This is a genomic window from uncultured Senegalimassilia sp. (assembly GCF_934636665.1).
Lineage (GTDB): Bacteria > Actinomycetota > Coriobacteriia > Coriobacteriales > Eggerthellaceae > Senegalimassilia.
The window spans coordinates 90,016-96,015 of record NZ_CAKUAT010000010.1 but is presented as its reverse complement, the minus strand read 5'-3'; the positions used below and the strand labels follow the sequence as shown (position 1 = coordinate 96,015).

Here is a 6,000-nt window from a genome sequence, read left to right as displayed (position 1 = left end):
TGGGGTGTTAGCTCAGTTGGTTAGAGCGCCGGCCTGTCACGTCGGAGGTCGCGAGTTCAAGTCTCGTACATCCCGCCATCGATTGTTCAAGCCCAGCCATTTGGCTGGGCTTTTTGTATTCTCGGGTTTGTTCGCTGTAGCCGTTGAGCATTAACCAAGGTGAGGGTATGCGGCCGATGGGCACGTTGCTTGCCTTGACCTCCGAGCATCAATAGGGGCGGGAAACCGTCAGACGACGGGCGCGTCGCTTACGTTCGCTCCCACGAACGGAGCTCTCGCCTTGTCGCTTTCCTTCGCTTCCCCAAGCGCCTATGTTTCCGGCAGCTTGGCGGATACGGCATATGGACTTTCCAACATACTTTCAATGCTTCGATTGAAACTCCTTAGCTCGTGCTATGGTTTAGGGGCTAAACATTAAGCACCTAAACAATTCAGTAACGAAAGGAGATTCGCGTGGACGATACCGCAGCTGGATTGCGTCGTCGCTTGTTCGATGCCGCAGCTCGAATGCGAAAGCAACGTCAAGAGCCGCCGACGCCCAAAGGCATCACGTCGGCGGAGATGTACGCGATCATGGCGGTTTCCCGCCTTGAGGGCGAGGGGAGGAAGGTCCGATCCGGCGATATCGCCAAGTGCGGACAGGCAACTCCGAGCGCCGTGTCCCAGACCTTGAAATCTCTTGAGGAGAAGGGCCTTATCACGCGTCAACGCGACAAGGGCGATAGCCGTGCGGTCACGGTGCATCTTACCGAGGATGGCCGTGCCTTCAGCGCACGCGGTCGCGAGTTGCATGAGCAGATGATCGACAAGGTGCTCACCTATCTCGGCCCCGAAGATGCCGAGCATCTCGTGCGCATCGTTGAGCGCCTGGCGGATTTCCCCGCTTGCGAGGCGGCGCCGGCGCAGCAGAACGGCTGCGCGCAAGCTGGCTGCCCGGTAACGAGCGCTGATGCAAGCCCCGCTTCCGCTGCAAACGCCGATCATGCCGGTACGAGCTTCGCTTCCGGGGCGGGTACCGATAGCGCAGACGTGGTCGCAGACGACCCCGCTTCCGTGGTAGGCTCATCTTCGCAAACCGCTTCCGCGGAAGGGGGCGCGCCGTGCGCATAATCAAGAACCTTGCCCAGCACAAGCTGGTGGTGCTGCTGATCGTGGTGCTGCTGTGCGTGCAGGCGGCATGCGACCTGGCGCTGCCCAACTACACCTCCGACATCGTCGATACGGGCATCCAGCAGCAGGGCGTGCAAGATGTGGCTGCCGAGCAGCTCACCGAGCGCACCCATGACCTGGTGGCCATGATGCTCCCCGAGTCCGATGAGCAGATGTTCGCCGACGCTTATGCGCAAAACGAAGACGGTACGTATGCGCTGACGGAGTCCGGCAAGCGCGATCGTGCGGCGCTTGATGACGCCATGGCGCTGCCCATGACGGTGACCTGCTATGCCGATCAAATCGCCGAGCTGGACCTTGACCAGGTGAAAGTCGCATACGACCAGGGCATAATCGGGAAGGCCGACATCCAGACCATGCTCGATCGTGCGCGTGAATCCATGGGCGATATGGCCGATACGCTTATCGCGCAGCAGGGTTTGGCCGCGGCTCGCGCCGAGTACGAGCAGCTAGGCTACGACCTTGATGCCATGCAGATGGACTACCTGGTGGCAACCGGCGCGAAGATGCTCGGCCTTGCCGCACTCGGCATGGTCATCGCCGTCATGGTGGGCTTTTTATCGTCGCGAACCGCGGCCAAGGTGGGCCGCAGCCTGCGCGAGCGCCTGTTCAACCAGGTGGTGAACTTTTCCGATGCCGAGATCCAATCGTTCAGCGCGGCGTCGCTGATCACGCGCGGCACCAACGACGTGCAGCTCGTGCAGATGGTCACCGTCATGCTGCTGCGCATGGTGCTTTATGCGCCCATCCTGGCCATCGGCGGCATCATCATGATCGCGCGCACCGACCTTTCCATGGGTTGGATCATCATCGCGGCGGTTGTGGCCATTGCGGCGGTCATGGGCGTGCTCATGAAGGTTGCCATGCCCAAGTTCAAGATCATGCAGAAGCTCATCGACCGGGTGAACCTGGTTTCCCGCGAGCTGCTCACGGGCTTGCCGGTCATCCGTGCGTTCGGCCGCGAGCAGCACGAGGAGGCGCGCTTCGATGAGGCGAATATGCGCCTGATGAAGACGCAGCTGTTCACCAACCGCGTGATGACCTTCATGATGCCGCTCATGATGCTCATCATGAACCTGGTGTCCGTGGGCATCATCTGGTTCGGCGGCCACGCCATCGATGCGGGCAACCTGCAAACCGGCGACCTCATCGCGTTCATCACCTACTCCATGGTCATCATCATGGGCTTTCTTATGATCGGCATGCTGTCCATCATGCTGCCGCGCGCCGACGTGGCAGCCCAGCGCATCGACGAGGTGCTCGAATGCAAGCCCTCCATTGCCGACCCCGAGCCCGGAAACGCAAAGGACGCGCTGCTCGGCGCTAACGGGCTGCCGGGCGCGCGCATCGCCTTCGAGAACGTGAGCTTCAGGTACTCGGACGGCGCCGAATGCGTGCTCGAGGACGTCAGCTTCACGTGCGAACCGGGCAAGACCACGGCCATTATCGGCTCCACGGGCAGCGGCAAGTCCACGGTGCTCAAGCTGGCGGAGCGCTTCCATGACGTCACGTCGGGCCGCATCACCGTCGATGGTGTGGATGTGCGCGATGTCGGCCAGCATGCCCTGCGCGCGCAGCTGGGCTATGTGCCCCAGGCGGCGTTTCTGTTCAGCGGCACCATAGCCTCGAACGTGGGCTATGGCGTCGACGATGCCGATGAGGACCGTATCCGCGCAGCCGCCGACGTGGCGCAGGCGGGCGAGTTCATCGCTGAGCGTCCCGAGGGGCTGGCAACGCCCATCTCCCAAGGCGGCACGAACGTCTCGGGCGGTCAGCGCCAGCGCCTGGCCATCGCCCGCGCGCTTGCCACCGATGCCCGCGCGTACCTGTTCGACGACAGTTTCAGCGCGCTCGACTACAAGACCGACGCCGCGCTTCGCCATGAGCTTTCCTGCCGTTTGGGCGGGAAGACCGTGGTCATCGTGGCGCAGCGCATCTCCACAGTGCTCAACGCAGACCAGATCGTGGTGCTCGATGACGGCCGCGTCGTGGGGGTGGGCACGCATGAGCAGCTGATGGAAAGCTGTCAGGAGTATCGCGAGATCGCCATGTCGCAGCTATCGGAAGAAGAGCTGAAAGGAGGTGATGCGAGATGAGCGCGAATAACGAGGATCTGAAGAAGGTCACGCAACGCCGCCGGCCGCACGGGCCGGGCGCGCGCATGATGCCCGGTGAGAAGGCGAAGGACTTCAAGGGCTCCATCGGCAAGCTCGTTCGTTTCATGGGCCAGTTCAAAGCGGCGCTCGTGCTCGCCATCATCTTCGCCATCGGCTCGGCGGCGTTCAACATCGTGGGCCCGAAGGTGCTCTCGCAGGCCACCACGGAGCTGTTCGAGGGCTTGGTGGCGAAGGTGGGCGGCACCGGCGGCATCGACTTCGACGCCATCGCCGGCATCATCGCGGCGACGCTGGTGCTGTACCTGGTCAGCGCGGCGTGCAGCTTCGTGCAGGGCTGGATGATGACGAGCGTTTCACAGCGCACCTGCTACGGGCTGCGCCGCGCCATCGCCGAGAAGATCGACCGCATGCCCGTGGGATATTTCGAGCGCAACTCCACCGGCGACACGCTCTCGCGCATCACCAACGACGTGGATACGCTCGGGCAAAGCCTCAACCAGGGCGTGACGCAGCTCATCATCTCCGCAACCACCATCGTGGGCGTGGTGATCATGATGCTGACCATCAACCCGCTGCTCACGGGCATCACCGTGCTCATCCTGCCGGTGTCCTTGGTGCTCATATTCACCGTGGTGAAGGCCTCGCAGAAGCACTTCAGGGCCCAGCAGGCCATGCTCGGCGCCATCAACGGGCAGGTAGAGGAGACGTTTTCCGGCCATGCCATCGTGCGCGCGTTCAATCGCGAGCAGGCGGTGGCCGAGACGTTCGGTAAGACCAACGCGAAACTCTGCGAAAGCGCTTGGAAATCCCAATTCCTGTCGGGCTTGATGCAGCCCATCATGAACTTCGTGGGGAATCTGGGCTACGTGGGCGTGGCGCTGGCGGGCAGCGTGCTGGCTGTGCAAGGCGTCATCACCGTCGGCGACATCCAGGCGTTCATCCAGTACGTGAAAAACTTCACGCAGCCCATCACGCAGCTCTCGCAGGTGGGCAACGTGCTGCAGCAGATGGCTGCCGCAGCCGAGCGCATCTTCGCCTTCCTGGAGGAGCCCGAGCTTGAGGCGGAGAAGCCTACGGCTAATGCCGCCGACGTGGATTGCGACGTGGAGTTCGATCACGTGCGCTTCGGTTACGATCCCGAAAAGCCCGTCATCGGCGACTTCTCCGCGAAAGTGCGCCAGGGTCAGACCGTGGCGCTCGTGGGCCCCACCGGCGCGGGCAAGACCACCATGGTCAAGCTGCTCATGCGCTTCTATGATGTTGACGCGGGCGCCATCCGCCTGGGCGGCACCGATATCCGCGAGTTCTCGCGTACCGACGTGCGCAACCAGTTCGGTATGGTGCTGCAGGACACGTGGCTGTTCAACGGCACGGTGCGCGACAACATCGCCTACGGCAAGCTCGACGCTACCGACGCCGAGGTGGAGGCTGCGGCGCGCGCGGCGTACGTGCACCATTTCATCACCACGCTGCCGCATGGCTACGACACGGTGATCAACGAGGATGCCAGCAACATCAGTGCAGGTCAGCGGCAGCTGCTCACCATCGCCCGCGCCATCTTGGCCAACAGGCGCATGCTCATCCTTGACGAGGCAACCTCAAGCGTGGACACGCGAACCGAGGAGCGCATCCAGAAGGCCATGGACAACCTGATGACGGGCCGCACGTCGTTCGTGATCGCGCACAGGCTGTCTACCATCAAAAACGCCGACCTCATCTGCGTGTTACAGCATGGTGACATCGTCGAGCAGGGCACGCATGAGGAGCTTCTCTCCCTTGGCGGCGCGTATGCTGAACTGTATAATTCTCAGTTCGAGGAAGACGGCGTCGAAGGCGAGTAGCGTGCAGAGGGGCGCGCGGCTCGGCTCGGCTTGGGATGAAGGCGCGCGCACATGACCGCACAATCAGAGGCAATGCAGACGGCAAGCCGCATCGGGGAGGGCCCGGTGCGGCTTGCCGCGTTCGATTTCGACGGCACTTCGCTTGACGGGAACTCGCCCGTCATGCTGGTGCTGCATCTGGCGAAGCTGCGCATGCTCAACCCCACGGTGTTGCTGCGCATCGGGCTGTGGGCCGCGGCCTACAAGTTGCGCCTGCCGCAGAGCGAGGCGTGGGTGCGCGGGCTGGTGTTCCGCGCCTTCGCCGGCAAGTCCAAGGCTGAGGTGGACGCCTTTCTTCATGATTTCTATGACGAATGCGTGGCCCCGCATGTGCGCGAGCAGGCCAGGCAGGCTATGGATGCATGGCATGAGCAGGGCGTTGCGGTGGTATGCGTATCGGCAACCTTCGAGCCCATCATCGAACGTGCCATGCGCGACCTGCCCTTCGATTATCAGATTTCCACGCGCATGAAGGTGAACTATGACGGCACGTACGCCTGCGAGGTGGACGGGGTGCCGGTGGAAGGCGACCGCAAGATGATTGAGCTGCGCCGTTTCGCCAACGCGAAGTGGGGCGAAGGCGGCTGGGAGCTGGTGGCGGCCTATGGCGACCATCACTCCGATCGCGCCCTGCTCGCCGGCGCTGAGCAGGGGTTTGCCGTATGCCCGGACCGCCCGCTCGGGCGTACCGCCCGCGAACGCGGCTATCAGGTGCTGGAGTGGTAAACGCCTTCGGGTGAGCTCGCGCGGACTGGTCGCAGCCTTGGGGCCGGGGTCCCCGTTGTTGGGCGATGGGATTTCCTGAAGCGCTTGGGGGTTCGCTATTCGCGTTT

Annotated in this window: 4 protein-coding genes and 1 tRNA gene; all 5 read left to right on the top strand. The window is 62.9% G+C overall.

The window, feature by feature from the left end; genetic code table 11:
• Window position 1 precedes the first annotated feature (1 nt).
• The 5 genes from Q0G75_RS05600 to Q0G75_RS05580 all read left to right on the top strand — a co-directional run bounded on the left by Q0G75_RS05600 (window position 2) and on the right by Q0G75_RS05580 (window position 5,893).
• Window positions 2–78 (top strand) — tRNA-Asp (locus Q0G75_RS05600).
• Between the two features lie 375 nt (window positions 79–453).
• Window positions 454–1,110: a MarR family winged helix-turn-helix transcriptional regulator gene (locus Q0G75_RS05595; protein ID WP_294415367.1), complete on the top strand. Its 657-nt coding sequence runs from the start codon at window positions 454–456 to the stop codon at window positions 1,108–1,110.
• Entirely contained in the window at window positions 1,101–3,266 is a 2,166-nt protein-coding gene (locus tag Q0G75_RS05590; RefSeq protein ID WP_294415369.1) for an ABC transporter ATP-binding protein, read from the top strand. The genes Q0G75_RS05595 and Q0G75_RS05590 overlap by 10 nt, the downstream gene beginning before the upstream one ends.
• Entirely contained in the window at window positions 3,263–5,128 is a 1,866-nt protein-coding gene (locus tag Q0G75_RS05585; protein WP_294415371.1) for an ABC transporter ATP-binding protein, read from the top strand. The genes Q0G75_RS05590 and Q0G75_RS05585 overlap by 4 nt, the downstream gene beginning before the upstream one ends.
• 51 nt (window positions 5,129–5,179) lie before the next feature.
• Window positions 5,180–5,893 (top strand): HAD-IB family hydrolase, encoded by a 714-nt coding sequence (locus Q0G75_RS05580; RefSeq protein WP_294415373.1) that lies wholly within the window; start codon window positions 5,180–5,182, stop codon window positions 5,891–5,893.
• The last annotated feature ends 107 nt before the right edge of the window (window positions 5,894–6,000 follow it).

Bases quoted from the DNA above. Each gene is read 5' to 3' on its own strand.
- Q0G75_RS05585 (WP_294415371.1), top strand. From the start codon at position 3,263: ATGAGCGCGAATAACGAGGATCTGAAGAAGGTCACGCAACGCCGCCGG.
- Q0G75_RS05580 (WP_294415373.1), top strand. From the start codon at position 5,180: ATGACCGCACAATCAGAGGCAATGCAGACGGCAAGCCGCATCGGGGAG.